This window comes from Mycobacterium sp. IDUB_28 (assembly GCF_055419285.1).
In genome coordinates this window covers 123,297-148,046 of record NZ_JBVAXK010000011.1, presented here as the reverse complement: position 1 = coordinate 148,046, position 24,750 = coordinate 123,297, and the positions used below count along the sequence as shown (strand labels likewise).

Sequence of the window (24,750 nt, the reverse complement as noted above, 5' to 3'; positions counted from 1 at the left end):
CTGCCGGTTCGCGACGGGCTGGGTCCGGCACGGGTCCGGATGTACGGCGGGCCGGTCCTGGCGGAGTTGACCGCGCGGTTCGGCGCGCCCGCGCGCGCCAAAGTCCTGGCCGGCGAAGTCGTCGACGCCGACGGCACGGTGATCGACGACGCGACCGTGCTGCCCGGCGGCGCGCACGTCTACCTGTACCGCGACCTGCCCGACGAGGTGCCGGTGCCGTTCGACATCCCGGTGCTCTACCGCGACGACAACATCGTCGTCGCCGACAAACCGCACTTCCTGTCGACGATGCCGCGCGGACGCCACGTCGCGCAGACCGCGCTGGTGCGGTTGCGGCGCTCGTTGGACCTACCCGAACTCAGCCCCGCGCACCGGCTGGACCGGCTGACGGCCGGCGTCCTGCTGTTCACCACCCGACGTGAGATCCGGGGCGCCTATCAGACGCTGTTCGCCCGGGGCGAGGTCAGCAAGGTCTATCTGGCCCGAGCGGCGGTCGACCCGGCGGTGACGCTGCCGCAGCTGGTGCGCACCCGCATCGTCAAGTATCGAGGCCAACTGCAGGCGGTCTGCGAACCGGGACCTGCCAACGCCGAGACACTGGTGGAGCTGCTGTCGCCCGTCGGTCTCTACCGGCTCACGCCACGCACCGGACGCACCCACCAGTTGCGGGTGCACATGGCGTCGCTGGGGCTGCCGATCTTCGCAGATCCGTTGTACCCCAACGTCATAGCCGTCCCCGACGGCGACTTCACCACGTCGCTGCAGTTGCTGGCGCAGCGCATCGAATTCGACGATCCGGTGACGGGCGCGCACCGGGAGTTCGTCAGTCGCCGAGAGCTCCCGGCAACCCGGCAAGACCGTCCTTGATCCCTGCGCTGACCGGGTCCCCGGAGGCGATGGCCTCGCTCGGCACCACGTCGCACGTGCAACTGAGCTCGGTGAACATGTTGGGCTCGGCCTCATCTTCGGCGCCGACCGCGGTGGCGGTGACCAGGGCGGCGCACAGCGCGGCGACGACGACGGAGAACACTCTGCTGATCAGTTCGACTCCCGGTGAGGCGTATCGCCAGAGTGTATGTGTGCCGAGCCCGCGAATCCGAGACGGACACACAAACTTAATTTGACGCGTGATGCCTGGGGCAGAACGCGGCGATGCTCAAGCCGACGAAGAACCCCGCGTGATAGCCGTCGAGGTTGCTGCTGGTGGACACGTCGTTGGCGACGTCGCTCTTCTGCTTGCCCTGGTCGAGTTCGTTGCACACCTGATGGCCGGCGAGCAGGGCTGCTTGCGACGAGCCGAAATGGATGTCCTTGGACCGCATCGCGTTGAGGAACTGGTCGTCGACAGCGTCGGCGTGCGCGCGTGGGGCGGCTACGCCGGCACAGCTCAGCAGTCCCAGCAGCACGAGAAAGCTCGTACGCAGCCGGCGGATCGCCATCGCTGAACCCCCTCGCTTGTGCTGGTCGCGTCATGTCCTGCTGACATGCTGATCATTGCATGTGAAGTTGGTATGAGCTAACAGCTTAGGTGTCCGGACCGTGTACCCAAACGGAACTGTGGCTGAATTGGCGACCCCGGACCGCCGCAGCGATGGCCGATCACATTTCCCTGCTGGATGATCTGTACCGGACCCGATGATCGCGGGGACGCCCACCACCTGCCGTCCGAGGAATCACCGTGAAAATTAGTCGGTTCGGTGCCCTCCTGAGCGCGCCCGCCCTCGCCGCCGCGGCGGTTTCGGCCTGCGGGACGCAGCAGCACCCGAGCCCGGCGTCGAGTGCGACCACGCGGTCGGCGAACGTCGCCTGCGGCGGCGAGCCGACCGTGCGCGCCAGCGGGTCCACCGCGCAGGAAAATGCCATGACCCTGTTCGTCAAGGCGTTCGAACAGGCATGTCCGGGCCAGACGCTGAAGTACACGACCAACGGATCCGGCGGCGGGATCAGCGATTTCCTGGACAACCGGACCGAGTTCGCCGGCTCCGACTCACCGCTGAGCAGGAGCGAGTACGACCGGGCCACGCAGCGCTGCGGGTCACCGGCGTGGAACCTGCCGGTGGTGTTCGGTCCGATCGCGATCGCGTTCAACATCAAGGGCCTGTCGTCGTTGAGTCTCGACGGCCCAACCGCGGCCAGAATCTTCAACGGCGCCATCACCACCTGGAACGATCCGGCGATCGCCGCGCTCAACGCCGGCGTCGCGCTGCCGGCGGCGCCCATCCGGGTGGTGTTCCGCAAGGACGAGTCCGGGACTTCGGACAACTTCCAGCGATACCTCGACACCGCCGCCAACGGCGCCTGGGGCAGGGGCGCCGGAAAGCAGTTCAAGGGCGGTGTGGGCGACGGATTCGCCGGAAGCGACGGCGTTGCCGCCGCCGTCGGTGCCACCGAGGGGTCGATCACCTACCTGGAGTGGTCCTTCGCGCAGCGGCAACGGCTCAACACCGCCGGGATCATCACGTCGGCCGGTCCTGAACCGGTATCGATCAGCGGTGACTCGGTAGGCAAGACCATCGCCGGTGCCTGGTTCACCAGGGAGGGCAACGATCTGGCGCTGGACACGATTTCGTTCTACCGGCCGAACCAACCGGGCTCCTACCCGATCGTGCTGGCGACGTACGAGATCGTGTGCTCGAAGTACCCGGATGCCCAAGCGGGCCGCGCGGTCAAGGCATTTCTGCAAGCCACGATCGGTCCTGGTCAGGCCGGGCTGTCGGACAACGGCTACGTTCCCGTGCCGGCCGATTTCGGTTCTCGGTTGGCCGCCGCGGTGAGCGCCATCGCGTGATCGGGGCTTGGCCGACGCGCAATGTTTCGGGGTTCTTCCCGCTGCGGTCGACATAAAGTTTCCAAAAATTCCTTCACTACGTCATATAAAGGTGCTATGGAATACATAGGTCTGCCTCCCGAGGTCATCTCGGCGCTGATCCACGCCGGTCCCGGCGCCGGATCGCTGCTCGAGGCTTCCAGCGCGTGGCAGGCGCTCAGCACCGACCTGGATGAGACGGCCGGCAATTACTCCGCCGTGCTGTCGATGCTGGCCGCGGAATGGCGCGGCACCTCCACCCTGGCGATGATCCAGTCCGTCGCGCCTTATCTCACCTGGCTGCGCACCACTGCAGCGCAGTGTCACCAGCTGGCCGCCTCGGCGCAGGTCGCTGCCGCCGCGTTCGGATCCACTCTCGCCTCGGTGGTCCCTCCCGCAACGGTGGCGGCCAACCGCGCCCAACTCGCGCAACTGCTGGCCACCAACACCTTCGGCCACAATCTCGCGGCCATCGCCGCCACCGAGACCCAGTACGAGCGCATGTGGGTCAACAACGCGACAGCGATGTACAGCTACGAGTCGACCACCGCACAGGCCGCCGTGCGGCAGCTGTTCTCGACGCCGCCGTCCATCGCAGACCCGGGCAGCTCAGCGGCGCAGGCGCAGGCCGTATCGGTGGCGCAGGCGGAGGCCGTACCCGCCGCGGCGGCCGCCGCGACGCTGGTCCTGCCCGCCGATGCGGTCGCGCCGCCGGTGTCTCCGCTGGATGCGCTGCTGCAGGCGGTGGGCGTCACGTTCGACCCCAATCAGGGCTGGTTCGGCCTGACCAACACCTATCTGAACCAGTTCGTCTCGTCCGGGTTCCCGATCAACCTGCTCAGCTACTTTGCGCAGACCACCTCGGCCCAGGCGCTGCAGGGAATCGCTCCGGATGTTTTCTCCGGCCTGTCGGAAGGGGAGACGGCGCTGGGCGGTGCGGAGGCCAGTCTGGCCGAGGCAGTCGGAGCCTTCAGCGCGGCGGGGACCCCGACGGGAGCGATGGGCGTCGCAGTGTCGATGGGCAACCTGTCCGCGCCGCCCGCCGCGACGGGCGTGCTGACCGCCGCCCACCTGCCGGTGCAGCTCGCTTCGGCGGCATCGCCGCTGCCCGCAGGCGACGTCGACGCCGGATTCCCGATGCTGCCGCCGCTGATGGCGCCACCGATTGCCGCAGGCAGCGGCTGGCGTAAACGCAAGGACCAGAAGTACGAAGACCTGGCCATGGGTCTGGAGGTCGAGGGGAAGTTCATTCCACGCTCGCCGTCGGCGGGATGAGTGTTCACCCCGCCGCCGTACCGCTCCACTCGCTGCGATCGGTACTTTTGACTGATGCCTTGGGCGCGATTGCTCTCCCTGGCCGTTCTGCTGGTCTGTCTGGCCGGGTGCAGCGAACGGCAGGTGCAGGCCGCCGGTGCCCGGAATCAGGCCGGGATGCTCCAGTACGGCGGCCTGAACCGGACCTATGTGGTGCATGTGCCGCCCGGGCCGACCGTGGGCCTGGTGCTGAACCTGCACGGCGGCGGCGGCACGGGTGCCGGCCAGCGCGGGCTCACCGACTTCGACTCCGTCGCCGACGCCAACGGCCTGCTGGTCGTCTATCCCGACGGCTACGACAAGAGCTGGGCCGACGGCCGGGGGGCGGCTCCGGCGGACCGCCGCCGGCTCGACGACGTCGGTTTTCTGGTGACGCTGGTGACTAAATTGCGCGATGAATTCAATGTGCCCCCCGGGCACGTCTTCGCGACCGGCATGTCCAACGGCGGGTTCATGTCCAACCGGTTGGCCTGCGACCGCGCCGATGTGTTCGCCGCGATCGCGCCGATTTCGGGCACGTTGGGGGTAGGTGTGGCGTGCAATCCGTCGCGGCCGGTGTCGGTGCTGGAGGCGCACGGCACCAGCGATGCGGTGGTGCCGTACAACGGCGGCGATGTCCGTGGTCGCGGCGGACTGAGCCACGCGATCTCGGCCAACAGCATCGTCGACCGGTGGCGGGTCGTCGACCGCTGCCCGGGCAACCCCACCGTCGAGCAACTGCCCGACGTGGGCGACGGAACTGCCGTGCGCCGGTTCGATTCCCGCAACTGCGCCGACAACACCGAAGTGATCCACTACCAGATCGAGAAGGGTGGCCACACCTGGCCGGGCAGCAAGCAGTACCTGCCCAAGACGGTCATCGGGTCCACCACGCGGGCGTTCGACGGCTCGCAGGTGATCGCCCAGTTCTTCCTGTCCCACGGCCGGGACGGCTAGCGCTAGCGCTGGCAGGACGGGCACCAGTACTGCACCCGATCGGCGCTGCCCGGCGCCGGGTCCTGGGATGCGATGGGCGTGCCGCAGCGCCGGCAACCCTGCCCGGCGCGCCCGTAGACCCACATCAACCGGCCACCCCGGGTGTCGCCGGTGGTGCAGCGATTCCAGCGAAACCTGTTGGCCCACAACATGTCCCGGGCCCGGGAGACGAGCCGCAGCGGGTCGGCGACAGCGCTGACCGGCGCGGTCGGCAGGTGTCCGCTGACGAAACACAGTTCGTTGGCGAAGACGTTTCCGACCCCGGCCATGACTCGCTGGTCCAGCAGCGCCTCGGCGACGGAACGGTCCGGGTCGGCGGTCAGGTTGGCGGCGGCGAAGTGCGGGTCCCAGTCGTCGCCCAGCAGGTCGGGTCCCAGATGCTCGACGGCAGCCGCATCGGTGGCTCGGTCGAGGATTTCCAGCACCCCCAGGTCGACTCCGACGGCGCGAGTGTCACCGGCTTCCAGAACGATCCGTGCCCGGTAGTCAATGCGCGGCTTCGGCCGGCTGCCGACTCGCCAGCTGCCGTCCATCTTCATGTGTGAGTGGATGCTGGCCCAGCCGACCCGGATGAACAGGTGCTTGCCGCGGCTGAGCACTTCATCCACCACCTGCCCGGTCAGGTCGATGGTGGCGTACCGCGGCACCCGGATATCGCAGCGCGTCAGCGTCTGCCCGGCCAACTGGCGGCGCAGCGCGTCCGCGGTGTGAAAGACCGTGTCCCCTTCAGGCATGGCTCAACGCAGTCGCAGTCCGCGTGGGGTCCGGGCGAATCCAGCTTCCACCAGCGCTGCCAGCACGTCCTGGGGTCCGTCGGGCTGCAGCACCGAGACGCCGTCGACCCGCTCGACCAGGATCGACGACACCCGCCGGCCGGCCACCAGATCGGCGAGCGCGGCGGCCGCCGCGCGCGCGGCCCCGGGGTCCTCGGTGAAGGTCAGCAGGGACCGGCCGCCCCGCTCGAGGAACCAGGCCAGCGCGCCGTCCACCAACACCACCAGTGCGCCGGCCTTGCGGCCGGGCCGTGCCCCGTCAGTACCCGCGGCGGGCCACGGCAGCGCCGCGCCGTAGGGGTTGGCCGGGTCGGCGGCGGCCAGCACGACCGCGTGGTATTCGGGCCGTTGCGGATCGACACCGTCGAGGTAACTGCGCAGCCGGTCGACGGTTGAGGCGACCGCGAACTGGGCGCCACCCAGCGATTCGACGAAGTAACCGCGCTGGCAGCGACCGGCATCCTCGAACGCGCGCAACACTTTGTAGAGGGTGGCGAAACCGCCTGGCACGCTTTCGGCGGCCACCCCGCCTTTGGTCAGCACGCCGTGTCGATTCAACAGCAGCTCGGCCTGGAAGTGCGCCCGCAGGGTGGAGTCCGGTTCGGCCACCGGCAGCGCCGACCACCGTCCGGCCACGGTGGGGTCGTTGGGCCGGGTTTGCGCATGCGCGACGCTGTAGCGGCTCAGCCGCGGCGCGCGAGGGGTGCGGTGCGCCGGAGCCGAGCGTTTGCGGGCACCCGCGCCGCCGCCCAGCAATGCCCGCACCGGCGCGAACGTGTCGCCGGTGACGCGGCCGGCCCAGATCAGTTCCCACAGCGCCGCTTTGAGCGCTGCCTCGGCGTGGCCACCCTGGGCGAGCTGGCGGAAGAAGTACGCGCCGCCGCCGGCCAGAGTGTCCAGAATCGCCTGGTGGACGTCGGTGACTTCGATGTCGACCGGGGTGGCCAGCGTCAGGGCCGCGGAGTCCGCGACATGCAGTGCGATCCAGCCGTCGCTGCCCGAGATCGACCCCGCACCCGACCAGGTGACTTCGCCGGTGGCGAGCAGCTCGTCGAGCAGGGCGGGGGAGTAGTCGCGCACCCGGGGCGCCAGGACCAGCGGTTCCAGTGCGGAAGCGGGGATCCGCACCCCGGCGAGCTGATCGACGACGGACGCCAGGCCGTCCAGGCCGGCATGCCCCGACGACCTGTCCCCGACGTGGTGCCAGGCCGGCAGGAATCGACCGTAGGCGGCGGTGCTGACCGGTTCCACCTGCGCGCGCAGCGCTGCCAGCGACCGTCGCCGCAGGATGCGCAGCACGTCGGCATCGCACCACTGTTCGGCGCCGGCGCCCCCGGCGCTCTCGACGAACTCCCCGCGCACCAGCCGGCCGTCACCGGCCAACCGTCCGAGCACGTCGGCGCTGACCCGCAGGCCCAGACCGAACCGGGCGGCGGCCTCGGCGGTGGTGAACGGCGTGCGGGTGCGTGCGTAGCGGCCCAGCAGTTCGCCCAGCGGGTCGGCCACCTCCTCGGTGAAGCTCGCGGGCAGGCCCACCGGAACCGCCGCGCCGACACCGTCGCGCAACCGGCCGATGTCCTCCACGGCCACCCACCAGCTGCGTCCCGCGAACGACACGGTCAACGCGCGCCGGGCGGCGTGCAACCCCTCCAGCCAACCGTTGAGGGCGGGGCCGTCGGGGGCCGTCGAGCGGGCGGCGATTTCCGCCGCGGTCAGCGGCCCCAGCAGTCGCAGCAAGTCGGCGACACCTTCGGCGTCGCGGGCGGCCCGGTCTTCCGACAGGTGCTGCAACTGGCGCCCGGTACCGGCGATCACTTCAGGGTCCAGCAGCTCGCGCAGCTCCACCCGGCCGAGCAGCTCAGCCAGCAGCGTGCTGTCCAGCGACAGTGCCGCGGCGCGGCGCTCGGCCAGCGGGACATCGCCCTCGTACATGAACGCGCCGACGTAACCGAACAACAGCGACGCCGCGAACGGCGAGGGTTTGGCGGTCTCCACCTCGATCACCCGCACCCGGCGCTGCGCGATCTGCGCCATCAGCCCGGTGAGGGTGGGGACGTCGTACACGTCCTGCAGGCATTCGCGGATCGTTTCCAACACGATGGGGAAGTCCGGGTATTTGCGTGCTACCTGCAGCAACTGCGCGGCGCGCTGGCGCTGCTGCCACAACGGCGAGCGACGTCCGGGATTGCGGCGGGGCAGCAGCAGGGCGCGGGCCGCCGACTCCCGGAACCGCGATGCGAACAGGGCGGACTCGCCGACTTCAGCGGTGACGATCGGGTCGATCTCGTCGGGGTCGAACACGAACAGCTCGGCGCCCGGCGGGGCGTCGTCACCCGAGAAACCGGTGTCGGGCAACCGCACCACGATGCCGTCGTCGGAGGCGGTCGGTTTTTCGTCGAGGCCGTAGCGCTCGCGCAGCCGCCGCCCCACGGCCAGCGCGAGCGGGCCGTGCACCTGCAGCCCGTAGGGCGAATGCAGGATGATCCGCCAGTCGCCCAACTCGTCGCGAAAGCGCTCGATCAGCAGCGTGGTGTCGGTGGGCACCACCCGGGTTGCGGTGCGCTGTTCGTCGAGCAGCCGCCACAGGTTCTCGGCGGCGTAGTCGTCGAAACCCCAGTTCGCGCAACGGTTGCCGAACGCGTCGCGGTCCAGGCTGGCCAACTCGCCGGTCAGCGCGCCCAGCGCGGCCCCGAGTTCGGCGGGCCGGCCCACGTCGTCGCCACGCCAGAACGGCAACCGGGCGGGCTGGCCCGGAGCGGGAACCACCAGCACCCGGTCATGGGTGATCTCGACGATGCGCCAGCTGGTGGCGCCCAGCGAGATGACGTCGCCGGGCCGGGATTCGTAGACCATTTCCTCGTCCAGCTCGCCCACCCGCGACGGTTTCTCGGAATCGGTGGCCAGGTAGACGGTGAACAATCCGCGGTCGGGGATGGCCCCACCGGAGGTGACGGCCAGCCGTTGCGCGCCCGGCCGCCCGGTCAGGGTGCCGTGATCGCGGTCGTAGACCAGCCGCGGTCGCAGCTCGGCGAACTCGGTGGACGGATACTTGCCGGACAGCAGGTCCAGGGTTGCTTCGAACACGCTGCGCGGCAGGGTGGCGAACGGCGCGCTGCGGCGTACGGTGTCGAACCAGCGGTCGGCGTCGATCGGCTCGAGGGCCGCGGCCGCCACCGTGTGCTGGGCCAGGATGTCCAGCGGGTTGGCGGGCACCCGCATGGTCTCGATCTGGCCGGTGAGCATGCGCTGCACGCTGACCGCGCAGCCCAGCAGGTCGGTGCGGTGTTTGGGGAACAACACCCCGCGCGACACCTCGCCCACCTGGTGGCCCGCCCGCCCGATCCGCTGCAGGCCGCTGGCCACCGACGGGGGCGCCTCGACCTGGATCACCAGATCGACTGCGCCCATGTCGATGCCCAGTTCCAGGCTGGAGGTGGCGACCACGGCTTTGAGCCGCCCGCCTTTGAGATCCTCTTCGACCAGGGCGCGCTGCTCCTTGCTGACCGAGCCGTGGTGGGCCCGCGCCAGCAGCGTGGGCGCCCCGAAGGTCTGTCCGCTGGCCATCACGTAGGCCGGTGCGCCGCCGGGCACCGTCGGGTTGCCGTCCGGTGCCACCGCGACACCGGAGCGTTCGGCGTGGATCTCGTTGAGCCGCGCGGTCAAACGCTCGGCCAACCGCCGCGAATTGGCGAACACGATGGTGGAGTTGTGCGACTCGATCAAATCCACCAGCCGCGCCTCGACATCGGGCCAGATGGAGTTGTCGGCCAGATTGGTCATGTCCGGCACCGGCACCTGAACGGAGAGCTCGACGGTCTTGGTCGACGCCGGCGCCACGATGGTGGTCGGGGACCCGCCGGAAAGGAAGCGCGCCACCTCCTCGGGCGGACGCACGGTGGCCGACAACCCGATGCGCTGGGCCGGGCCCCGCTCGGACAGATCGCGCAGCCGTTCCAGCGACAGCGCCAGGTGTGCGCCGCGCTTGGTGGCCGCAATGGCGTGGATTTCGTCGACGATGACCGTCTGCACCCCGGCCAGTGTCTCCCGGGCTGCTGAGGTCAGCATCAGAAACAGTGACTCGGGAGTGGTGATCAGCACATCGGGCGGGTGGGTGATGAGTTGGCGGCGCAGTGCCGGCGGGGTGTCACCGGACCGGACGCCCACGCTGATCTGCGGTGCGGGCAGGCCGCGGACGTGCGCGAGGCGGGTCAGTCCGGCCAGCGGGGTGCGCAGGTTGCGTTCGACGTCGACGGCCAGCGCTTTGAGCGGCGAGACGTACAGCACCCGGGTGCCTGCCGGCCGGTCCGACGAGGCCAGTCTGGCCAGGTTGTCTAACGCCCACAGGAAGGCCGCCAGTGTCTTGCCGGACCCGGTGGGCGCCACCACGAGCGTGTGGTCACCGTCGGCGATGGCATTCCAGGCGGCGTCCTGCGCGTCGGTGGGCGCGGCGAAGGTGCTGGTGAACCAGTCACGCGTGACCGCACTGAACCGGGCCAGCGCCCCAGGTGGATTACTCACCACACCATCGTGCCAACAGGCACCGACAACACCGGTGGAGCCGTGTCAGGCCTGCGGCTTGAAGCGCGCGGTCGACATCGCCTCGGCCAACTCACCCGGGATGTCCGGGACCCGCGCGATCGCCTCGAGCAGCGTATGCGCGCAGGCGTCGGCCAGCCGGTCGGCCTCCAGGGTCATATCCATGATGCGCTGCCGGCAGATCTCGAAGGTGAACGCGAGCCAGCCGTGGATGATCACCCGCAGGTCGCGCTCGACGTCGGGTTCCAGCACCTGCGTGCCCGGCATGCCGCTGACGACCTCGCCGATCCGGGTCATGATGTGTTCCATCTGCCGGTTCTTGGCTTCGTCGTCGATACCCAGCAGAACCGGGTCGGACCGGCCCAGACCGACGTATGCCGCCCAGGCTGCCTCCGGGTTCTGCTCGTGGTAGGCCATGTAGGCCAGCACGCCGGTGCGGATCTCCTCGAACATCGTCATACCGGACGTCGGCTGGATGTTGGTTGCCGAGTAGAGCCGGTCCGCCTCGTCCTTGACGACCGCGGCGAAGAACGCCCGCTTGTCCGGGAAGTAGTGGTACATCAGCGCGCGCGAGACACCGGCACGCTCGGCGATCTCGTCGATCCGCACCTCGTCATAGGGCCGCTTACCGAAGACTTCCGCCCCCAGGGCAAGCAGTTCCGCACGTCGATCCTCAGGCGATAACCGCCTCCTGGCTGTCGCCATAAGCAGTGATACTACTCACGGTCGGGGTGGGCTCCGCCATACCGGCGGGATAGCGGACTTGCCCGGGCCCGGTGGTCGGCCGGCGCGGGCAGGCGTTCTAGGTGCTCCAACCGGCCCCGCGACGGGTGTGAGCTGCGCTTCGAACCGGGCGCAGCGGTTTGCTGAGTGGTACCGCGGGGTACTGAATGACAACGGGTTCCAAGTTGGTTCAGCCAGCAGATACGAGGTGCTCCGATGCATACGGCAGACGAGAGGGTGCGTGGTGACCGCATAGGTCACGACGACAGGGAAGTCCACGCTGCCATCAAATTCGCCGTCCTGGCGACGCTGGCCGGCATCGGATTCGTAGTGGTGGCCGCGATGTGGGTCAGCACGTGCGGCGGGGGCAGCATCGACACGGTGGCGTGTGGTCCACCCGAACGCACCATGCTCGCGCTCGGCGGCCCCCTGATTCTGCTGCTGGCCGGCCTCTGGGCGTTCTTCCGCACCTACCGGGTCTGGCACGAGCAAGGGATCTGGTGGGGCTGGCACGGCGCCGGCTGGTTCCTGCTCACGTTGATGGTGATCACGGTGTCGATGGGAGTTCCGCCGATCGCCGGCCCGGTGCTGGGCCTGTAACGGCAACGCTTTTCCGCGGCGGTAAAGTTCGAGGCCGACGCGGGGGGTGCTGGCCGTTGGTAACTCCGGATGTCGTAGTTTTACCCGCGCTGACGACTGGGTATCAGGAGTAGACCATGATGAGCACCGGCACGAGTCCAATAGCGTGTGCGCCGCATCATGCGGGACAGAATCACCAGCGCTACCACCCCCACTCCAACTGGAACCACGATCACCCCGACCTACCCCCCGGCAATCACCGCGATGCTCTGTTGTCAGCGCGCGCAAGTCGTGTCGGAACCGTCTGTCTCGCCGGCAACTGGCGGCGACCATGACCAACCGTCTCGATCCATTGGTCCACGGCGGGTCTCAACCCGGCGCCACAGGCCGTGACCATGCCAGGAGTAGTGTCGGTCGAATATTGCCGGGAGGCCACATGACCGATGCGGATCTACGCGCTGACGGGCGTCAACGCGGTTATCGCGCCGTCGAACTCAAGGTAGCTGCACGGCTGGAAAACCTGGCCATGCTACGCACCCTGGTCGGCACCATCGGCACCTTCGAAGACCTGGATTTCGACGCCGTGGCGGACCTGCGGCTGGCCGTCGACGAGGTGTGCACCCGACTGATCCGTTCGGCAACCCCCGGCGCCTCGCTCACCCTGGTGGTGGATCCGCGAGACGACGAGCTAGTGGTCGAGGCTTCCACGGCCTGCGACACCCACGACGTCGTGTCTCCTGGCAGCTTCAGTTGGCACGTGCTCACCTCGCTGGCCGATGACGTCCAGACGTTCCATGACGGTCGCGAGCCCGATGCCACGGGCAGTGTCTTCGGCATATCGTTGACCGCACGACGGGCGGCCCCCGGTAAGTGACGGCCAGTTGACACAGCAAACTGCCGGCGGTTCAAATTCTCGACCGAATGAATACGCCGATGTCCCGGACATGTTCCGCGAGCTGCGGGTCTTTGCTGCCGGCTCAGCGGAGTTCCAGCGTCACCAGGACAAGATCGTGGAACGCTGCCTGCCGTTGGCGGATCACATCGCGCGGCGCTTCGAGGGTCGCGGCGAACCACGCGACGACCTGATCCAGGTGGCGCGGGTCGGGCTGGTCAACGCGGTCGTCCGGTTCGACGTGGAAACCGGTTCGGACTTCGTCTCCTTCGCGGTGCCGACCATCATGGGTGAGGTCCGGCGGCACTTCCGCGACAACAGTTGGTCGGTCAAAGTGCCGCGCCGGCTCAAGGAACTGCACCTGCGGCTGGGTACCGCCACCGCCGAGTTGTCCCAGCGACTCGGCCGCGCTCCCACCGCCACCGAGCTGGCCGTCGAACTCGGCATGGACCGCGCCGAGGTGGTCGAGGGGCTGGTCGCCGGCAGCTCCTACAACACGTTGTCCATCGACAGCGGTGGCGGCAACGAGGACGACGACGCCCGCGCAATCGCCGACACCCTGGGCGACGTCGACTCCGGTCTGGACCGGATCGAAAATCGCGAGGCGCTGCGCCCGCTGCTGGAGGCGCTGCCGGAACGCGAACGCATGGTGCTCGTGCTGCGGTTCTTCGAGTCGATGACGCAGACCCAGATCGCCGAACGAGTCGGCATCTCGCAGATGCACGTGTCGCGCCTGCTGGCCAAATCGCTGGCCAGGCTGCGCGATCAGCTGGAGTGAACCCGCCTACTTGATTTCGGCGAGCACCGTGCCCTGAGTGATGGCGGCGCCCTGCTCGACCGCCAGGCCGGTGATCACACCGTCCTTGTGCGCGGTGACCGGGTTCTCCATCTTCATCGCCTCCAGGACCACCACGAGATCGCCGGCGGAAACCTCCTGGCCTTCTTCGACGGCGACCTTCACCACGGTCCCCTGCATGGGGGCGGTCACCGCGTCACCGGAGGCCGCAGCGCCGCCGTGGCCGCCGCGCTTGCGTGGCTTGGGCTTGCGGCGCACCACCCCGACCGCGTCGGGAGCGCCGCTGGCCAGCGCCAGATCGCCGGGCAGGGAGACCTCGACGCGACGGCCGTCCACCTCGACGACCACCTTCTGCCGGGGCCGGGTCTCCTCCTCGTCGATGGGCTCACCGCCGGTGAACGGCTCGACGGTGTTCTCCCACTCGGTCTCGATCCAGCGGGTGTGCACCGTAAAGCCGTTCTCGTCGCCGATGAAGGCCGGATCGGACACCACGGCGCGGTGGAACGGGATCACGGTGGCCAGACCTTCGACGTGGAACTCGTCCAACGCGCGCCGCGAGCGGGCCAGCGCCTCGTTGCGGTCGGCGCCGTAGACGATCAGCTTGGCCAGCATCGAGTCGAACTGGCCGCCGATCACCGAACCGGCGTGCACCCCGGAGTCCAGCCGCACCCCGGGCCCGCTGGGGGTGTCATACCGGGTAACCGGGCCCGGCGCGGGCAGGAAGCCGCGCCCGGCGTCCTCGCCGTTGATCCGGAATTCGATGGCGTGTCCGCGCGGCGTGGGGTCTTCGGTGATGTCCAGTTTCTCGCCGTTGGCGATCTTGAACTGCTGCAGCACCAGGTCCAGGCCAGCGGTCTCCTCGGTGACCGGATGCTCGACCTGCAGGCGGGTGTTCACCTCCAGGAACGAGATCAGCCCATCCTGGCCGACCAGGTATTCGACGGTTCCGGCGCCGTAGTACTGGGCCTCTTTGCAGATCCGCTTGGCCGACTCGTGGATTTCCTTGCGCTGGGCGTCGGTGAGGAACGGCGCCGGGGCTTCTTCGACCAGTTTCTGGAACCGGCGCTGCAGCGAGCAGTCCCGGGTACCGGCCACGACGACGTTGCCGTGCTGGTCGGCGATCACCTGGGCCTCGACGTGGCGGGGCTTGTCCAGGTAACGCTCCACGAAGCACTCGCCGCGACCGAACGCGGCGACGGCCTCACGGGTAGCGGACTCGAACAACTCGGGGATCTCTTCGAGCGTGCGGGCCACCTTCATGCCGCGGCCGCCGCCGCCGAAAGCGGCCTTGATCGCGATCGGTACGCCGTGCTCCTTGGCGAAGGCCACCACCTCGTCGGCGTCCTTGACCGGGTCGGGGGTGCCGGGCACCAGGGGCGCCTGCGCGCGGGCCGCGATGTGGCGCGCAGTGACCTTGTCGCCGAGGTCGCGGATCGACTGCGGGCTGGGCCCGATCCAGATCAGCCCGGCGTCGATCACCGCTTGGGCGAAGTCGGCATTCTCCGACAGGAAGCCGTAGCCGGGGTGAATGGCGTTGGCGCCGGACTTGGCGGCCGCGTCGAGCAGCTTGCCGAAATCCAGGTACGACTCGGCCGAAGTCTGACCGCCCAGCGCGAACGCCTCGTCGGCCAGAGCGACGTGCGGAGCATCGGCGTCAGGCTCGGCGTAGACGGCCACGCTGGCCAGGCCGGCGTCCTTGGCCGCCCGGATCACCCGGACTGCGATCTCGCCGCGGTTTGCGACCAGAACCTTGGCGATTCGCGAGCTGGCGTGACTGGGCACTGCGCCTCCTGTTTTAGGCTTGGTCGTCTCTAAGAGAATTTCTTACAAGTCTTGTGCGGGAAGTTTATGCGGCGCGCCGAAGCCGGTGGAAACCGGTCTACCGTCACGCGGATTCGCGCAGCCGGCGCTTGATCCTGGCGAGCATCGCCGACATGCCGCGCAGCCGCAACGGGCTGATCAATTCGCCCAGCCCGAGGTCGGTGTAGAAGTCCTCCGGCACCGCCAGGATGTCGGCGGCGGGCTGTTCGTCGAGTCCGGTCGCCAGGATCGAGGCGAAGCCACGGGTGGTCGGAGCCTCGGCCGGCGCGCTGAAGTGCAATCGCACCCGATCCGGATCGCTGGCGTCGACATGCAGAAACAACGGCGACTGGCACTCGGGCACCGGCTCCATCGCAGACTCGGCCAGGTGCGCCGGAAGCGCCGGGAGTTCATTGGCGAACTCCAATAACAGCTGCAGCTTGTCCTGACCGTGCACGTCGGCGAAGTCGGACACCACCTCCGCCAGGGGCGCAGGCATGCTCATCCGGCGGGCGTCGCTGCCGGAGCCCGCCCAGGCTCGGGACCGCCGACGATCGGCACCCGCACGGTGTTGCCCCACTCGGTCCACGAGCCGTCGTAGTTGCGGACACCCGACTTGCCCAGCAGGTAGGTGAGCACGAACCAGGTGTGGCTGGACCGTTCACCGATGCGGCAATAGACGATGGTCTGGTCGTCCGGGTTCAGGAAACCGTAGAGCTCCTGGAGTTCCTCCGGACTGCGGAAGCGGCCGTTGTCGTCGGCTGCCTTGCCCCACGGAATCGAGCGCGCCGTGGGGATGTGGCCACCTCGCAACGCCCCCTCCTCCGGGTAGTCGGGCATGTGGGTGCGCTTGCCGGTGTACTCGTCGGGAGAGCGCACGTCGATCAGCGGCTGGCTGCCCAGCGCCGCGAGGACGTCCTCCTTGAAGGCCCGGATGGGTGCGTCGTTGCGTTGCACGACGGGGTAGCCGGTCGAGGTCTTGGTCGGCACGTCCAGGGTGGTGTCGCGGCGCTCGGCGAGCCAGAGGTCGCGGCCGCCGTTGAGCAGGCGGACGTCGGGATGACCGAACAGGGTGAACACCCACAGCGCGTAGGCGGCCCACCAGTTGCTCTTGTCGCCGTAGATCACCACGGTGTCGTCGCGGGCGATGCCTTTGCTGTCCATCAGCGCGGCGAACTGCTCGCCGTCGATGTAGTCCCGGACCCGGGGATCGTTGAGGTCGGTGTGCCAGTCGATCTTGACGGCTCCGGGAATATGCCCGACGTCGTAGAGCAGCACGTCCTCGTCGGATTCGACGATCGCCAGGCCGGGTGCGCCGATGTTGGCCGACAACCAGTCGGCGGTGACAAGCCGTTCGGGATGGGCGTAGCCCGACAGGGTGGGGCTGGGATCTGGGGGAAGTGGCACGTCATCGAGCCTACCCAGTGCCTGGCTACGACGGGTTGGCCGACCACAACGCAGCCACCGACACCCCGCACCGGGTCAGCAGGGTGCGCAGCAGCGGCAGGCTGACCCCGATCACCGTCGACGGGTCGCCGTCGACGCCGTCCACGAACCAGCCGCCGAGTCCGTCCACCGTGAAGGCGCCCGCGACCCGCAGCGGCTCCCCGCTGGCCAGGTACGCCTCCAGATCCGCACTCGTCGGGGTGCCGAAATGCACTGTGGTGACCGATGTTTGGGCCTCGATCTGCACCACGGCATGGTTGCGCAACCGGACCAGGCAATGCCCGGTGTGCAGGTGCCCGGCACGCCCGGCCATCGACTGCCACTGTCGGCGGGCGTCCTGGACCGACGCGGGCTTGCCACACAGCCGACCGTCGAGGTAGAGCATCGAATCGCAGCCGATCACCACGCAATCCGCGGTCACGTCAGGGTCGGTGAGCCGCGTCGTGACGTGTTCGGCCTTGGCGCTCGCCAGGGCTCGCACCACCTCGTCGGGTGCGGCGCCCGGGCCCAGCGCCGCGATCAGCGCGTCCTCGTCGACGCCGGAGACCACCACCAGCGGGTCAACGCCCGCCTGGCGAAGCACCTGCAGCCGGCCGGAGGAGGCCGACCCGAGCACCAGCCGGGTCATCGACGCATGTGCGTCAATTCCTGCAGGGTGATGCGTTGCCAGCTGAAGACGGGGTAGCGCAGCTTGTCCACCGGCAGGCCCCAGCGGGCCGGCTCGGGTTCCGGCGGCGCCGTCTGACCGCCGATGCTGCCCAGCAGGGCGATCAGCGCCGCCAACTCCTGGTCGGTCGGATGGCCTTTGACGATCCGGATGTGCGGCTCGTGCAGCAGCTGCGGCGCCTCGGGTGCCTCGGTCACGTCGCTCACCTCGCTCACAGGGGGATGTTTCCGTGCTTCTTCGGCGGCAACTGCGCGATCTTGCGCTCCAGCAGCCGCAGCGCCGTGCCGATGTACCCGCGGGTGTACGACGGCGGGATCACCGCGTCGACGTAGCCGCGCTCGGCGGCGATGTACGGGTTCACCAGGGTGTCCTCGTACTCCTGCTGCAACTGCAGCCGCAACGCGTCCACGTCCTCACCGTTCTGGGCCGCTTCCTTCAGCTTCTGCCGGTAGACGAAGCCCACCGCGCCGGAGGCGCCCATCACCGCGATCTGCGCCGTCGGCCACGCCAGGTTGACGTCGCAACCCATGTCCTTGGAGCCCATCACGCAGTACGCGCCGCCGTAGGCCTTCCGGGTGATGACGGTGATCTTGGGTACGGTCGCCTCGCCGTAGGCGTACAGCAGCTTGGCGCCGCGGCGGATGATGCCGTTGTATTCCTGACCGGTGCCGGGCAGGAAGCCGGGAACGTCGACCAGCATCACGATGGGGATGTTGAAGCAATCGCAGGTCCGCACGAAGCGGGCCGCCTTCTCCGAGGCGTTGATGTCCAGGCAGCCGGCGAACTGGGTGGGCTGGTTGGCCACGATCCCGACCGGCCGGCCGTCGATGCGGCCGAACCCGACGATGATGTTCTGCGCGTAACCCGCCTGGACCTCGAGGAACTCGTCGTCGTCGAGGATCCGGACGATCACTTCGTGCATGTCGTAGGGCTGGTTCGGTGAGTCCGGGATCAGGGTGTCCAGCTCGAGGTCCTCGTCGGTGAGGTTGTCCTCGATGGCCCCGACCGGCAGCGGGGCCGGCTCCCGGGGGGCGTCGGTGGCATTGTTGGGCGGCAGGTAGCTCAGCAGGTCGCGGACATAGTCGAAGGCGTCGTGCTCACCGGACGCCACGTAGTGCAGCGTGCCCGATTTCGCCATGTGGGTGTGGGCGCCGCCGAGTTCCTCCATGGTGACGTCCTCGCCGGTGACGGTCTTGATGACGTCGGGCCCGGTGATGAACATCTGGCTGGTCTGGTCGACCATGATCACGAAGTCGGTCAGGGCGGGGGAGTAGACGTGGCCACCGGCCGCGGCGCCCATGATCAGTGAGATCTGCGGGATCACGCCGGACGCCAGGATGTTGTTGCGGAAGATCCGGCTGTACAGACCCAGCGAGACGACGCCTTCCTGGATGCGGGCGCCGGCGCCGTCGTTGATGCCGATCAGCGGCCGGCCCGTTTTGATCGCCAACTCCTGGACCTTGACGATCTTCTCGCCGTAGACCTCGCCGAGGCTGCCGCCGAACACCGTGGCGTCCTGGCTGAAGATGCACACGTCGCGGCCCTCGATGGTGCCGTAGCCGGTGACCACACCGTCGCCGACCGGACGGTTGGCTTCGAGGCCGAAGTTCTTGCTGCGGTGTTTGGCCAGGGCGTCGAGTTCGACGAAGGATTCATCGTCGAGCAGCGCCGTGATGCGTTCGCGCGCAGTGAGTTTGCCTTTGGCGTGCACCTTCTCCACGGCGGTCTCGCCGACCGGGTGCAGCGACTCTTCGCGGCGCTTGTGCAACTCCGCGAGCTTGCCGGCGGTGGTGTGGATGTCGATGACGTGCTCGGCGGCGGGCTCGGCAGTGTGGTCGGCAACGCTTGTCATGGGAGTCGATGCTATCGGCAGACTCAGCCCGCCCGGTGGGAGGCCCTTAATATGCCCTTAAGTAGTCTCCGCTGATGGGCGACCATGCGGCGATCGAGTGGGCAGCCGAGACCGACGTAGTGGTCGCGGGCTCCGGCGGCGGGGGAGTGACCGGCGCGTACACCGCCGCCCGCGAGGGCCTCGACGTGCTGCTGGTCGAGTCCACCGAGCGGTTCGGCGGCACCACCGCCTACTCCGGCGGCGGCGGGGTGTGGTTTCCGTGCAATCCGGTGCTGCAGCGCGCCGGAACGGACGACACCATCGAGGACGCGCTCGCCTACTACCGCGCCGTCGTCGGCGACCGGACCCCGGTCGAGCTGCAGGAGACCTATGTGCGCGGCGGTGCGCCGCTGATCGAGTATCTGGAGCAGGACCCCGCCATCACGTTCGTGCCGCTGCCGTGGCCCGACTACTACGGCAGGGCGCCCAAGGCCCGGTTGGACGGCCAGCGGCACATCGCGGCCAAGCCGCTGAAGGTGGCCGCCGCCCCGGAACTGCGCGACGCCATCCGCGGGCCGCTGGACACCGACCGGCTCGGGGCGGCTACCCCGGCGGACTACTACGTCGGGGGCCGGGCGTTGATCGCGCGGTTCCTGACGGCGATCAAGCAGTACCCGAACGCGTCGCTGCGACGCGACACGGCGCTGGTCGAACTCGTGGTGTCCGACGGTGAGGTGGTGGGGGCCATCGTGGACAGCTGGGGCGAACGCACGGCCATTCGCGCCCGGCGGGGAGTGTTGCTGGCCGCCGGTGGTTTCGAAGGTAACGACGAGCTGCGCCGCCGGTACGGCGTGCCCGGCCACGCCCGGGACACGATGGGCGGGCCCGGCAGCCTCGGGCAGGCGCTGCAGGCCGGCATCGCCGTCGGCGCCGACACCGACCTGCTGGACCAGGCCTGGTGGTCGCCGGGCATGACGCACCCCGACGGCCGTTCGGCGTTCGCGCTGTGGTTCACCGGCGGCATCTTCGTCAACCAGGACGGCAACCGTTTCGTCAACGAGTCCCGGGCCTACGACCGGGCCGGCCGGGAGATCATCGCCCAGTTGCAGGACGGCTCGATGACGCTGCCGTACTGGATGATCTACGACGATCGGGAAGGCGAGGTGCCGCCGGTCAAGGCGGCCAACGTGTCGATCGTCGAGACGCAGAAGTACGTCGCGGCCGGGTTGTGGCACAGCGCCGACACCCTGGCGGAGCTGGCCGCCAAGATCGGGGTGCCACCGGCCGCGCTGGTGGCGACGGTGGCCCGGTTCAACGAATTCGCCGCGGCGGGTGTCGACCAGGACTTCGGCCGCGGTGACGAAGCGTTCGACCGCGCCTTCTCCGGCGGGGCCTCGCCCCTGGTGCCGATCGACACGCCGCCGTATCACGCTGCGGCCTTTGGCATCTCGGATCTGGGCACCAAGGGCGGGTTGCGCACCGATGCCGCCGCGCGGGTGCTCGACACGGCGGGCAACCCGATCCCGGGCCTGTACGCCGCCGGCAACACGATGGCCGCGCCGAGCGGCCTGGCCTACCCCGGCGGGGGTAACCCGATCGGGACCAGCATGCTGTTCAGTCACCTCGCGGTGCGGGACATGCTGCAGCGCAGCGGGAGCCTGCGGCGTTGAGCGTGAGCCCTGGGCGGCAATTTCACGTTTTTCCCGCCCAGGCTGCACCCGCTACGCCCACGATTCACACCAGATGGCGCGGTGCGGGACATGCTGCAGCGCGCCCGGAGCGGACCGGCCGCGTCTTAAGCTGAGCCGATGACCGACTCCGATCAGCCGGCCCTCGACGAAGCCGCCCTGCGCGCCGACGTGCTCGGCGACTCCTACTGGCGGCACCTCGACGTCGTCGCCCAGACCGGGTCCACCAACGCCGACCTGCTGGCCCGCGCGTCGTCAGGCACCGACATCGACGGCGCGGTGCTGATCGCCGAGCAGCAGACCTCCGGACGTGGGCGCCACGGCCGGCAATGGTCGGCCGCGCCGCGCGGACAGATCGCGCTGTCGGTGGGAGTGCGGGTGGACGACGTGCCCACCGCCGGGTGGGGTTGGTTGTCGCTGGCCACCGGGCTGGCGGTGGTTGATGCGGTGGCCTCCGTCAGCCCCGTGGAAGCGGGCCTGAAATGGCCGAATGACGTGCTGGCCGGCGGCGGCAAACTGGCCGGCATCCTGGTCGAGGTGACCCAGCCGTTCGCGGTGATCGGCATCGGCGTCAACGTGACCGAGGCGCCCCCGGACGTCGGGGCGACCTCACTGCGGGCTGAGGGCGTCGCGCAGCCCGACCGCGACCTCCTGGTCCGCCGGCTGCTGCGGGACCTCGGGGAGCGCATCGCCGCCTGGCGCGAAGCACGGGGAGCCGACCCCCGGCTGGCCATTGACTACCGGGCCCGCAGTCTCACGCTGGGATCCCGGGTGCGGGCCGAACTCCCCGGTGGCAGCGACGTCGTCGGGATCGCGCGGGATATCGACGACCACGGCCGGTTGATGCTGGAAACCTGGGACAGCAATTCCGGCAAATCGGGTCAGCTGGTCGTGGTGTCGGCCGGCGACGTCATCCATTTGCGCTGACGCAGCGATAGGTTTGTGCCATGGGCTATCCGGATAATGCACTGGCCAAGGGCGAGAAGGTGGTCCTGCACCGCCATCCGCATTGGAAGCGACTGATCCTCCCGGTGCTGGTGCTGATCCTGGTGACCGGCCTGGCCGCGCTGGGGTCCGGCGCCCTGGAGTCGACGCCGTGGCAACCGCTGACCAAGAAAATCATCTACGGCGTCATCTGGGGCGGCTGGCTGATCATCGTCGGCTGGCTCACGGTGTGGCCGATCCTGACCTGGCTGACCACGCATTTCGTGGTGACCAACCGGCGGGTGATGTACCGGCACGGCGTGCTGACCCGAAGCGGTATCGACATTCCGCTGGCCCGGATCAACAGCGTGGAGTTCCGGGACAGGGTATTCGAGCGGATGTTCCGCACCGGGACGCTGATCATCGAGTCGGCGTCCCAGGACCCGTTGGAGTTCTACAACATTCCGCGGCTACGCGAGGTGCACGCGCTGCTGTATCACGAAGTCTTCGACACCCTGGGGTCCGAGGAATCGCCCAGCTGAGCTGTCCTCGACCGGCGGTTGCGCCACGACTTCAACAACGTGACGTTGCCGTCTTCCAGCTCGTCCTCGAACACTTCGGCGATCCCGCCCGCGGTCAGCGCCGACTCCAGCGCCTTCTCCGGGTCGCGGGCGAACGCGTCCGGGAACACCCAGCGCCGGAAAGCCCAGAACCGGAACGCCATCTGCAGCAGATTGCCGATGATGTACGCCGAGAGAAAGTCGGCGAGGTTCTCCATCGTCAGGGACACGTTCGGCACCCGCAGTTCCAGCACGTAGCTGGAGAACCACAGTGGCGCCATGCTGAGCAACACACCTACGCCGCTGAACGCGAAGAACAGCAGCGCCTCGTGGTGCCGTTCGCGCCCACCGCGGTTACGGAAGCTCCATTCGCGGTTCAAGATGTAGGACGCGATGACCGCTACGATGCCTGCGATCACCTTCGCCGTCACCGGCTTGGACTCGAGGATGGTCAGCTTCAGCGTGTAGAAGATCGCCGAGTCGATGATGAACGTGGTGCCGCCGACAATGGCAAATTTGATCAGCTCGTGGTGGCGCATCGCAAAGGGCTGGACCACCCCGGGGAGGCGCGCAATTGTGGCATCGGCGAAGGACACAGCACGCCAGTCTACGGATGATCTCGAAATAGGCGCAAAATGATACATAACAATTTGGCACAACTCCCGGTAAACACGCCGGTCAGGTGCCATGACAACATGATGGCCGTGTCCAGACCCCGCACCCCGCTGGTAGCCATGGTCGGCGGTGGTCAGCTTGCCCGGATGACGCACCAGGCCGCCATCGCGCTCGGACAGAGTTTGCGCGTGCTGGCTAATTCGGCGGACGACCCGGCCGCCCAGGTCAGCCCCGACGTGGTGATCGGTTCGCACACCGACCTGGCAGACCTGCGCCGGGTGGCCGCCGGCGCGGCCGCGCTGACGTTCGACCACGAACACGTGCCGAACGAGCTGCTGGAGAAGCTGGTCGCCGAGGGCGTGAACGTGGCGCCACCGCCGCAGGCCCTGATGCACGCCCAGGACAAGCTGGTGATGCGGCGACGGTTGGAGCTGCTGGGCGCGCCGGTGCCGCGGTACATCGGCATCGAGACCGCCGAGGGTCTGGCCGAGCTGGACCGGTTCGCCGCGCGGATAGGAGGTCCGCTGGTGGTGAAGGCGGCCCGCGGCGGTTATGACGGCCGCGGTGTGGCGATGGCGGCTGATCTTGCGCATGCCCGCGAGTTCGCCGCTGAGTACCTGGCCGGCGGGGTGCCGGTGCTGGTCGAGGAGCGGGTGGCGCTGCGCCGGGAACTGTCCGCGCTGGTGGCCCGCTCACCGTTCGGGCAGGGCGCGGCGTGGCCGGTGGTGGAGACGGTGCAGCGCGACGGCATCTGCGTCCAGGTGATCGCGCCCGCGCCGGACCTGGCCACCGACGTGGCGTCCGCCGCCCAGCAGTTGGCGCTGCGGTTGGCCGGGGAACTGGGTGTGGTCGGGGTGCTCGCGGTGGAGCTGTTCGAGACCACCGACGGTTCTCTGGTGGTCAACGAGCTGGCGATGCGGCCGCACAATTCCGGGCACTGGACCATGGACGGCTCCTTGACCAGCCAGTTCGAGCAGCATCTGCGGGCGGTGCTGGACTACCCGCTCGGTGACACCGACGCCGTGGCGCCGGTGACGGTGATGGCCAACGTGCTAGGGGCCGCCCAGACACCGGCCATGTCCATCGATGAGCGTCTGCATCACCTGTTCGCCCGGATGCCGGACGCGCAGGTGCATCTGTACGGCAAGGCCGAGCGCGCCGGCCGCAAGGTCGGGCACATCAACTTCGTCGGCCGGCGCGCGACCGGTCCCGATGGCGTGGCCGGCCTGCGGGAACGCGCCGAGCTGGCAGCACACTGGTTGGCGCACGCGCAGTGGACGGACGGATGGGATGGGCACGCCGATGACTGAGCAACCCCGGGCACCCAGGGTCGGGGTGATCATGGGCAGCGACAGCGACTGGACGGTCATGCAGGAGGCCGCCCAGGCGCTGGCCGAGTTCGACATCCCGCACGAGGTACGGGTGGTCTCGGCGCACCGCACGCCCGCGGTGATGTTCGATTACGCCCGGCAGGCCGCGGACCGCGGCATCGAGGTGATCGTCGCGGGTGCGGGCGGCGCCGCGCATCTGCCGGGCATGGTGGCCGCGGCCACGCCGCTGCCGGTGATCGGCGTCCCGGTGCCGCTGGCCCGGCTGGACGGGCTCGACTCGTTGCTGTCGATCGTGCAGATGCCGGCCGGGGTCCCGGTGGCGACGGTGTCGATCGGCGGCGCGCGTAACGCCGGGTTGTTGGCGGTGCGGATGCTGGGTGCAGCGGACCCGCAGCTGCGGGCGCGGGTGGTGGCGTTTCAGGATCAGCTGGCCGAGACGGTCGCGGCCAAGGATGCGGCGCTGCAGAGTAAAGTTACCGATCAGTAGCAAGAGG

At 68.9% G+C, this 24,750-nt stretch carries 23 protein-coding genes and 1 pseudogene; 12 read left to right on the top strand and 12 right to left on the bottom strand.

The features are described from left to right. Positions 1–39 precede the first annotated feature (39 nt). A complete protein-coding gene (locus ACZYZ9_RS21670) occupies positions 40–867 on the top strand; it encodes a pseudouridine synthase (protein WP_463828362.1) in 828 nt (275 codons plus the stop codon). Here ACZYZ9_RS21670 and ACZYZ9_RS21665 read toward each other — a convergent pair. Both ACZYZ9_RS21665 and ACZYZ9_RS21660 read right to left on the bottom strand, forming a co-directional pair. After that, positions 824–1,030: a hypothetical protein gene (locus tag ACZYZ9_RS21665; RefSeq protein ID WP_463828318.1), complete on the bottom strand. Its 207-nt coding sequence runs from the start codon at positions 1,028–1,030 to the stop codon at positions 824–826. The genes ACZYZ9_RS21670 and ACZYZ9_RS21665 overlap by 44 nt on opposite strands. 85 nt (positions 1,031–1,115) lie before the next feature. Then, on the bottom strand, positions 1,116–1,439 hold the full coding sequence (locus tag ACZYZ9_RS21660) for a DUF732 domain-containing protein (RefSeq protein WP_463828317.1): 324 nt from the start codon (positions 1,437–1,439) through the stop codon (positions 1,116–1,118). 239 nt (positions 1,440–1,678) lie between these two features. Between ACZYZ9_RS21660 and pstS the strand changes: the two genes are divergently transcribed. The 3 genes from pstS (at position 1,679) to ACZYZ9_RS21645 (ending at position 5,056) form a co-directional block, all read left to right on the top strand. Next, positions 1,679–2,788, top strand: a complete 1,110-nt coding sequence (pstS, locus tag ACZYZ9_RS21655) for a phosphate ABC transporter substrate-binding protein PstS (RefSeq protein ID WP_463828316.1) — start codon at positions 1,679–1,681, stop codon at positions 2,786–2,788. Positions 2,789–2,884: 96 nt separating this feature from the next. Further along, positions 2,885–4,081, top strand: coding sequence for a PPE family protein (locus ACZYZ9_RS21650; RefSeq protein ID WP_463828315.1), 1,197 nt, complete (start codon positions 2,885–2,887; stop codon positions 4,079–4,081). Positions 4,082–4,135: 54 nt separating this feature from the next. Further along, positions 4,136–5,056, top strand: coding sequence for an extracellular catalytic domain type 1 short-chain-length polyhydroxyalkanoate depolymerase (locus ACZYZ9_RS21645; RefSeq protein ID WP_463828314.1), 921 nt, complete (start codon positions 4,136–4,138; stop codon positions 5,054–5,056). 2 nt (positions 5,057–5,058) lie between these two features. Here the strand turns inward: ACZYZ9_RS21645 and nei2 are convergent, their stop codons facing one another. Genes nei2 through ACZYZ9_RS21630 form a run of 3 tightly spaced genes read right to left on the bottom strand, consistent with a single transcriptional unit; the run spans position 5,059 to position 11,109 of the window. Further along, a complete protein-coding gene (gene nei2, locus ACZYZ9_RS21640) occupies positions 5,059–5,829 on the bottom strand; it encodes an endonuclease VIII Nei2 (RefSeq protein WP_463828313.1) in 771 nt (256 codons plus the stop codon). Between the two features lie 3 nt (positions 5,830–5,832). Continuing rightward, positions 5,833–10,386: an ATP-dependent helicase gene (locus ACZYZ9_RS21635; protein ID WP_463828312.1), complete on the bottom strand. Its 4,554-nt coding sequence runs from the start codon at positions 10,384–10,386 to the stop codon at positions 5,833–5,835. Positions 10,387–10,431: 45 nt separating this feature from the next. Continuing rightward, positions 10,432–11,109: a TetR/AcrR family transcriptional regulator gene (locus ACZYZ9_RS21630; protein ID WP_463828311.1), complete on the bottom strand. Its 678-nt coding sequence runs from the start codon at positions 11,107–11,109 to the stop codon at positions 10,432–10,434. 234 nt (positions 11,110–11,343) lie between these two features. Here ACZYZ9_RS21630 and ACZYZ9_RS21625 point away from each other — a divergent pair, with 234 nt between their 5' ends. The 3 genes from ACZYZ9_RS21625 to ACZYZ9_RS21615 all read left to right on the top strand — a co-directional run bounded on the left by ACZYZ9_RS21625 (position 11,344) and on the right by ACZYZ9_RS21615 (position 13,376). After that, positions 11,344–11,727, top strand: coding sequence for a hypothetical protein (locus tag ACZYZ9_RS21625; protein ID WP_463828310.1), 384 nt, complete (start codon positions 11,344–11,346; stop codon positions 11,725–11,727). 415 nt (positions 11,728–12,142) lie between these two features. Further along, positions 12,143–12,580, top strand: a complete 438-nt coding sequence (locus ACZYZ9_RS21620) for an anti-sigma factor (RefSeq protein WP_463828309.1) — start codon at positions 12,143–12,145, stop codon at positions 12,578–12,580. Positions 12,581–12,587: 7 nt separating this feature from the next. Continuing rightward, positions 12,588–13,376 (top strand): RNA polymerase sigma factor SigF, encoded by a 789-nt coding sequence (locus ACZYZ9_RS21615; RefSeq protein ID WP_463828308.1) that lies wholly within the window; start codon positions 12,588–12,590, stop codon positions 13,374–13,376. A 6-nt stretch (positions 13,377–13,382) separates the two neighbouring features. Here the strand turns inward: ACZYZ9_RS21615 and ACZYZ9_RS21610 are convergent, their stop codons facing one another. The 6 genes and pseudogenes from ACZYZ9_RS21610 to ACZYZ9_RS21585 all read right to left on the bottom strand — a co-directional run bounded on the left by ACZYZ9_RS21610 (position 13,383) and on the right by ACZYZ9_RS21585 (position 19,159). Further along, entirely contained in the window at positions 13,383–15,176 is a 1,794-nt protein-coding gene (locus ACZYZ9_RS21610) for an acetyl/propionyl/methylcrotonyl-CoA carboxylase subunit alpha (protein ID WP_463828307.1), read from the bottom strand. A gap of 103 nt (positions 15,177–15,279) precedes the next feature. After that, positions 15,280–15,699, bottom strand: a complete 420-nt coding sequence (locus ACZYZ9_RS21605; RefSeq protein ID WP_463828306.1) for a SufE family protein — start codon at positions 15,697–15,699, stop codon at positions 15,280–15,282. Then, positions 15,696–16,601: a sulfurtransferase gene (locus tag ACZYZ9_RS21600; RefSeq protein WP_463828305.1), complete on the bottom strand. Its 906-nt coding sequence runs from the start codon at positions 16,599–16,601 to the stop codon at positions 15,696–15,698. Before ACZYZ9_RS21600 ends, ACZYZ9_RS21605 begins: the two co-directional genes overlap by 4 nt. 25 nt (positions 16,602–16,626) lie before the next feature. Further along, positions 16,627–17,268 (bottom strand): Maf family protein, encoded by a 642-nt coding sequence (locus ACZYZ9_RS21595; protein ID WP_463828304.1) that lies wholly within the window; start codon positions 17,266–17,268, stop codon positions 16,627–16,629. After that, positions 17,265–17,543 (bottom strand): annotated as a pseudogene (locus tag ACZYZ9_RS21590) (acyl-CoA carboxylase subunit epsilon); the annotation flags it as partial. The pseudogene ACZYZ9_RS21590 and the gene ACZYZ9_RS21595, both read right to left, overlap by 4 nt. After that, positions 17,519–19,159 carry an acyl-CoA carboxylase subunit beta gene (locus ACZYZ9_RS21585; protein WP_463828303.1) on the bottom strand — a complete coding sequence of 547 codons (1,641 nt, stop codon included), beginning with the start codon at positions 19,157–19,159 and terminating at the stop codon, positions 17,519–17,521. The gene ACZYZ9_RS21585 and the pseudogene ACZYZ9_RS21590, both read right to left, overlap by 25 nt. Positions 19,160–19,233: 74 nt before the next feature. Between ACZYZ9_RS21585 and ACZYZ9_RS21580 the strand changes: the two genes are divergently transcribed. The 3 genes from ACZYZ9_RS21580 (at position 19,234) to ACZYZ9_RS21570 (ending at position 22,292) form a co-directional block, all read left to right on the top strand. Beyond that, positions 19,234–20,808, top strand: coding sequence for an FAD-binding protein (locus tag ACZYZ9_RS21580; protein ID WP_463828302.1), 1,575 nt, complete (start codon positions 19,234–19,236; stop codon positions 20,806–20,808). Positions 20,809–20,946: 138 nt separating this feature from the next. Next, positions 20,947–21,753, top strand: a complete 807-nt coding sequence (locus tag ACZYZ9_RS21575; protein ID WP_463828301.1) for a biotin--[acetyl-CoA-carboxylase] ligase — start codon at positions 20,947–20,949, stop codon at positions 21,751–21,753. Positions 21,754–21,773: 20 nt separating this feature from the next. After that, positions 21,774–22,292 (top strand): PH domain-containing protein, encoded by a 519-nt coding sequence (locus ACZYZ9_RS21570; protein ID WP_463828300.1) that lies wholly within the window; start codon positions 21,774–21,776, stop codon positions 22,290–22,292. Here the strand turns inward: ACZYZ9_RS21570 and ACZYZ9_RS21565 are convergent. Beyond that, entirely contained in the window at positions 22,247–22,906 is a 660-nt protein-coding gene (locus ACZYZ9_RS21565) for a GtrA family protein (protein WP_463828299.1), read from the bottom strand. The two genes, ACZYZ9_RS21570 and ACZYZ9_RS21565, sit on opposite strands and share 46 nt — an antisense overlap. 99 nt (positions 22,907–23,005) lie before the next feature. On the opposite strand from ACZYZ9_RS21565, the gene ACZYZ9_RS21560 reads away from it, so the two are divergent. Then, positions 23,006–24,235 (top strand): 5-(carboxyamino)imidazole ribonucleotide synthase, encoded by a 1,230-nt coding sequence (locus ACZYZ9_RS21560; protein WP_463828298.1) that lies wholly within the window; start codon positions 23,006–23,008, stop codon positions 24,233–24,235. Beyond that, positions 24,228–24,743: a 5-(carboxyamino)imidazole ribonucleotide mutase gene (gene purE, locus ACZYZ9_RS21555; RefSeq protein WP_463828297.1), complete on the top strand. Its 516-nt coding sequence runs from the start codon at positions 24,228–24,230 to the stop codon at positions 24,741–24,743. The genes ACZYZ9_RS21560 and purE overlap by 8 nt, the downstream gene beginning before the upstream one ends. The last annotated feature ends 7 nt before the right edge of the window (positions 24,744–24,750 follow it).

Coding starts and splice junctions, on each gene's coding strand:
- ACZYZ9_RS21670 (WP_463828362.1), top strand. CDS start 40: ATGTACGGCGGGCCGGTCCTGGCGGAGTTGACCGCGCGGTTCGGCGCG.
- ACZYZ9_RS21660 (WP_463828317.1), bottom strand. CDS start 1,439: ATGGCGATCCGCCGGCTGCGTACGAGCTTTCTCGTGCTGCTGGGACTG.
- ACZYZ9_RS21650 (WP_463828315.1), top strand. CDS start 2,885: ATGGAATACATAGGTCTGCCTCCCGAGGTCATCTCGGCGCTGATCCAC.
- ACZYZ9_RS21645 (WP_463828314.1), top strand. CDS start 4,136: ATGCCTTGGGCGCGATTGCTCTCCCTGGCCGTTCTGCTGGTCTGTCTG.
- nei2 (WP_463828313.1), bottom strand. CDS start 5,829: ATGCCTGAAGGGGACACGGTCTTTCACACCGCGGACGCGCTGCGCCGC.
- ACZYZ9_RS21630 (WP_463828311.1), bottom strand. CDS start 11,109: ATGGCGACAGCCAGGAGGCGGTTATCGCCTGAGGATCGACGTGCGGAA.
- ACZYZ9_RS21625 (WP_463828310.1), top strand. CDS start 11,344: ATGCATACGGCAGACGAGAGGGTGCGTGGTGACCGCATAGGTCACGAC.
- ACZYZ9_RS21620 (WP_463828309.1), top strand. CDS start 12,143: ATGACCGATGCGGATCTACGCGCTGACGGGCGTCAACGCGGTTATCGC.
- ACZYZ9_RS21605 (WP_463828306.1), bottom strand. CDS start 15,699: ATGAGCATGCCTGCGCCCCTGGCGGAGGTGGTGTCCGACTTCGCCGAC.
- ACZYZ9_RS21595 (WP_463828304.1), bottom strand. CDS start 17,268: ATGACCCGGCTGGTGCTCGGGTCGGCCTCCTCCGGCCGGCTGCAGGTG.
- ACZYZ9_RS21585 (WP_463828303.1), bottom strand. CDS start 19,159: ATGACAAGCGTTGCCGACCACACTGCCGAGCCCGCCGCCGAGCACGTC.
- ACZYZ9_RS21580 (WP_463828302.1), top strand. CDS start 19,234: ATGGGCGACCATGCGGCGATCGAGTGGGCAGCCGAGACCGACGTAGTG.
- ACZYZ9_RS21575 (WP_463828301.1), top strand. CDS start 20,947: ATGACCGACTCCGATCAGCCGGCCCTCGACGAAGCCGCCCTGCGCGCC.
- ACZYZ9_RS21570 (WP_463828300.1), top strand. CDS start 21,774: ATGGGCTATCCGGATAATGCACTGGCCAAGGGCGAGAAGGTGGTCCTG.
- ACZYZ9_RS21560 (WP_463828298.1), top strand. CDS start 23,006: ATGATGGCCGTGTCCAGACCCCGCACCCCGCTGGTAGCCATGGTCGGC.
- purE (WP_463828297.1), top strand. CDS start 24,228: ATGACTGAGCAACCCCGGGCACCCAGGGTCGGGGTGATCATGGGCAGC.